The 3,046-nt window shown below is 42.3% G+C and carries 12 tRNA genes; 6 read left to right on the top strand and 6 right to left on the bottom strand.

The window, feature by feature from the left end:
* Window positions 1–373 precede the first annotated feature (373 nt).
* The 6 genes from H5183_RS19440 to H5183_RS19415 form a co-directional block, all read right to left on the bottom strand.
* A tRNA-Val gene (locus H5183_RS19440) sits at window positions 374–449 on the bottom strand.
* 19 nt (window positions 450–468) lie between these two features.
* A tRNA-Val gene (locus H5183_RS19435) sits at window positions 469–544 on the bottom strand.
* A gap of 41 nt (window positions 545–585) precedes the next feature.
* Window positions 586–661, bottom strand: a tRNA-Val gene (locus H5183_RS19430).
* A 19-nt stretch (window positions 662–680) separates the two neighbouring features.
* Window positions 681–756: transfer RNA gene (locus H5183_RS19425), tRNA-Val, on the bottom strand.
* Between the two features lie 35 nt (window positions 757–791).
* A tRNA-Val gene (locus H5183_RS19420) sits at window positions 792–867 on the bottom strand.
* 172 nt (window positions 868–1,039) lie between these two features.
* Window positions 1,040–1,115: transfer RNA gene (locus tag H5183_RS19415), tRNA-Val, on the bottom strand.
* Between the two features lie 883 nt (window positions 1,116–1,998).
* Between H5183_RS19415 and H5183_RS19410 the strand changes: the two genes are divergently transcribed.
* The 6 genes from H5183_RS19410 (at window position 1,999) to H5183_RS19385 (ending at window position 3,000) form a co-directional block, all read left to right on the top strand.
* Window positions 1,999–2,074, top strand: a tRNA-Ala gene (locus tag H5183_RS19410).
* A gap of 39 nt (window positions 2,075–2,113) precedes the next feature.
* Window positions 2,114–2,189 (top strand) — tRNA-Glu (locus tag H5183_RS19405).
* A 144-nt stretch (window positions 2,190–2,333) separates the two neighbouring features.
* Window positions 2,334–2,409: transfer RNA gene (locus tag H5183_RS19400), tRNA-Glu, on the top strand.
* 90 nt (window positions 2,410–2,499) lie between these two features.
* Window positions 2,500–2,575: transfer RNA gene (locus H5183_RS19395), tRNA-Glu, on the top strand.
* A gap of 183 nt (window positions 2,576–2,758) precedes the next feature.
* Window positions 2,759–2,834 (top strand) — tRNA-Glu (locus H5183_RS19390).
* Between the two features lie 90 nt (window positions 2,835–2,924).
* A tRNA-Glu gene (locus H5183_RS19385) sits at window positions 2,925–3,000 on the top strand.
* Window positions 3,001–3,046: the final 46 nt, after the last annotated feature.

The following is a 3,046-nucleotide window of genomic DNA, read 5'->3' as shown; positions in this document are numbered from 1 at the left end:
CTGAGCTAATTATCGATTTAACGTGAGGTTTTATATGTGGTGGGTGATACTGGACTTGAACCAGTGATCCTCGCCATTATTTGTGAAGGGTGGCGATGCTCTTTCTTTTCAGCTGAGCTAATTATCGATTTAACGTGAGGTTTTATATGTGGTGGGTGATACTGGACTTGAACCAGTGACCCTCGCCATTATTTGTGAAGGGTGGCGATGCTCTTTCTTTTCAGCTGAGCTAATTATCGATTTAACGTGAGGTTTTATATGTGGTGGGTGATACTGGACTTGAACCAGTGATCCTCGCCATTATTTGTGAAGGGTGGCGATGCTCTTTCTTTTCAGCTGAGCTAATTATTGATTTAACGTGAGGTTTTATATGTGGTGGGTGATACTGGACTTGAACCAGTGACCCTCGCCTTGTAAGGGCGATGCTCTCCCAACTGAGCTAATCACCCACATATAATTTTGATTAAATGGTGGGTCGTACTGGACTTGAACCAGTGACCCTCGCCTTGTAAGGGCGATGCTCTCCCAACTGAGCTAACGACCCCAAATAATCAATTACTAACTTTACGATAACCATTTTATAAATGGTGGGTCGTACTGGACTTGAACCAGTGACCCTCGCCTTGTAAGGGCGATGCTCTCCCAACTGAGCTAACGACCCGTAAAGTTTTATATCTAAATGGTGGGTGATACTGGACTTGAACCAGTGACCCTCGCCTTGTAAGGGCGATGCTCTCCCAACTGAGCTAATCACCCATCTAGATATCATGTAATATGCACCATTCTAAGAATGGTGGGTCGTACTGGACTTGAACCAGTGACCCTCGCCTTGTAAGGGCGATGCTCTCCCAACTGAGCTAACGACCCATATTACAAATTTAAAACGCTACTATTAAAATAAATAGTACTGGATTTTAACCAGCGAACCTCGCCGTTAGTTGTAAATAGCGGTGATGCTCTCTTTTCTTTTAACTGAGCTTGTGACCCATATTACAAATTTAAAACATGCAACTACTAATATAATAACAGGTTTTATATGTGGTGGGTGATACTGGACTTGAACCAGTGACCCTCGCCTTGTAAGGGCGATGCTCTCCCAACTGAGCTAATCACCCACATATAAATTAAAACGCTACTATTAAAATAAATAGTACTGGACTTTAACCAGTGAACCTCGCCGTTACTTGTAAATAGCGGTGATGCTCTCTTTTCTTAGAACTGAGCTAATCACCCACATCTAAACAACAACTCATTGCTGCGTTGTTGTGGGGCGCTATTATAGATAGAGTTGTAAATGTGTCAACACTTGAATGAGGAAAAATGTTTTAGATGCAGGTTTTATAATCAATGAAGTAAGATTGAGATTGTTTTATAGCCAATTTACTTACATTCAATCTATATGTGCAATCAATTTACTCATTATTTAATGCAATACTTTAATAGCTAGTGGTGCCTGTTAGTCAAAAGCGGATTTGTTTTTTAATCATGAGGGAGGAAGGTTATAGTCAATCGCATTGAAAAATCCAAATACCGTTAGTTAAATACGATTGATATAAAACACCGACTGTAACTAATGGAGCCTCTGTGATCATATAAATAACTGACAATAGAGTAGGGGCGTTGCAGTTAATTGCTAGTATGTTCATCTTAAATTCGTTTTACTTGGTGATGAAAACGTTGTTGTGAAAAACAAGAAAAGACTCCGACTTTATTTTGCATATAAATGTATACCTTATTGTTTTGATGTTTTAGAATATATTTCACCTCAGTTAATCTAGATTGTGCGCCTTTCAGTCCTAATTTTTGTTTTGAAACAGCTCCCTTGCATGTATTTTGAGCGCCGCGGTTTATTCATTATTCAGTTTGTTGAAAATTAAACCGTTTAAAGAAAGTTACTGAAAAAAATGTTGACATTATTTTGGTGGCTGCATAGAATGCGCCCCGCACTCAGCGATACACAGCACGGTTTAACTGCGCAAGTGTTTAGCAAAATAAATTGGGGCTATAGCTCAGCTGGGAGAGCGCTTCGCTGGCAGTGAAGAGGTCTGCGGTTCGATCCCGCATAGCTCCACCAATTTATTAAAGTGTTTGTCCTAGGGTAGCAGTTTTCTGTGTCCCCATCGTCTAGAGGCCTAGGACACCGCCCTTTCACGGCGGTAACAGGGGTTCGAATCCCCTTGGGGACGCCACTTAACTTTTATAAGTTAAAGGCGGGTTAACCGAGAAAATAGCGAACAAATTAAGCTCGAGTCTTAATTTGTATTAATCGCAATTACCTTAAAAACTCATGATGTGAGTCTAACTAATCAATTGTCCTAGTGATACATTTATGTGTCCCCATCGTCTAGAGGCCTAGGACACCGCCCTTTCACGGCGGTAACAGGGGTTCGAATCCCCTTGGGGACGCCACTTACTATTTCTATAGTAGGTATAGTGTTATTAAGATAGCTCGCCTGAAACGAGTTAAACCATTCAGTTGTCCTAGTGACACATTTATGTGTCCCCATCGTCTAGAGGCCTAGGACACCGCCCTTTCACGGCGGTAACAGGGGTTCGAATCCCCTTGGGGACGCCACTTACTTATTTTAAGTAATGTATAAAGCAGTGTGACACCGCACTCTCTATGCACGACGTTAACAAGAGTACTAATCTCTTGGGGACGCCACTTATTTATGTTAAATAAGGAAGTGCAGTGTTATGAAGCAGCTCGCCTGAAACGAGTTAAACCATTCAGTTGTCCTAGTGACACATATTCTGTGTCCCCATCGTCTAGAGGCCTAGGACACCGCCCTTTCACGGCGGTAACAGGGGTTCGAATCCCCTTGGGGACGCCACTTACTATTTTCATAGTCAGTGCAGTGTTATGAAGCAGCTCGCCTGAAACGAGTTAAACTATTCAGTCGTCCTAGTGACACATATTCTGTGTCCCCATCGTCTAGAGGCCTAGGACACCGCCCTTTCACGGCGGTAACAGGGGTTCGAATCCCCTTGGGGACGCCACTTACTTATTTTAAGTAATGTATAAAGCAGTGTGACACCGCACTCT

It is taken from the genome of Pseudoalteromonas sp. SR44-8 (assembly GCF_014163635.1).
Lineage (GTDB): Bacteria > Pseudomonadota > Gammaproteobacteria > Enterobacterales > Alteromonadaceae > Pseudoalteromonas > Pseudoalteromonas rhizosphaerae.
The sequence above is the reverse complement of the archived record's forward strand: the minus strand, read 5'-3'. Positions and strand labels throughout refer to the sequence as shown.